This is a genomic window from Staphylococcus sp. HMSC063F05 (assembly GCF_001837075.1).
GTDB lineage: Bacteria > Bacillota > Bacilli > Staphylococcales > Staphylococcaceae > Staphylococcus > Staphylococcus epidermidis.
On record NZ_KV831321.1, the window covers coordinates 1 to 919 of the forward strand.

Consider the following 919-nt stretch of genomic DNA (forward strand, 5'->3'; position numbering starts at 1 on the left):
AACGCCTAAATCAACTGAAGAAAATGACGTAACATCTAAATCAACTGAAGAAAATTCACCTACATTTATTACAGATTCGGATTTTACAATTGAAAATATCAATGATAAAGGTGAAGCACCTATATGGAGTAGTCAAAAAATAAGATACGAATGGGATGCGACAGGTTATTCTAAAGGTGATGAAATTACATTTACATTACCAGAACAATTTAAATTATCTAATAATGTAAATTTTGACTTAGTCACTTCAGATGAAATAGTAATTGGAAAAGTAATAGCTGAGAAAAATGGAAATGTTTTAGTGCAATTGACTGACGAAAACGACTACCTTTCTACTCATGAAAACACAAAAGGTTGGATGGATTTTGAAACTACATTTAATAGAGATGTAGTTAAAGAAGGAGAAACTTATGATATTAAAATCGGTACAAAAGGATACTCATTTAAGGTAGAAGACCATGTTGTTGATAGAAAACCATTAAATAAATGGGGATATGTTGATGAAAACAATAAAGTTAGTTGGACTGTTAGAGTTAATTTAGATAACCAATTAATTTCTAACGCAAAGCTTACTGATGAACTGGGTGAAGGATTAACTTATGATGAAGGTTCTTTAAGTATTAGGAATTATGATTCTGATCAAGAGAAAATTGGATCTCCATTCACTGAATATAGATTAGAACCTACTACCAATGGATTTATTATTGATTTTTTAAACGATATTAATTCAGCTTACGATATTACATATACTACTACTCCAAATAATGGGACAAATAGAGCTTATACTAATAGTGTTGAATTAACAGGAGATGGCTATGAATATACTTTGAATGATAGATCTTCAGAGTTTTCTAGAGGTAATGGAGCTGGAGATGGAGATTTAATTCCTGAACAACCTGAACAGCCTGAGCAACCTGAA

At 30.8% G+C, this 919-nt stretch carries 1 protein-coding gene; it reads left to right on the plus strand.

The window, feature by feature from the left end; translation table 11 throughout:
• A partial coding sequence (locus HMPREF2576_RS02300) for a collagen binding domain-containing protein (protein ID WP_141758104.1) occupies positions 1 to 919 on the plus strand: 919 nt, incomplete at both ends.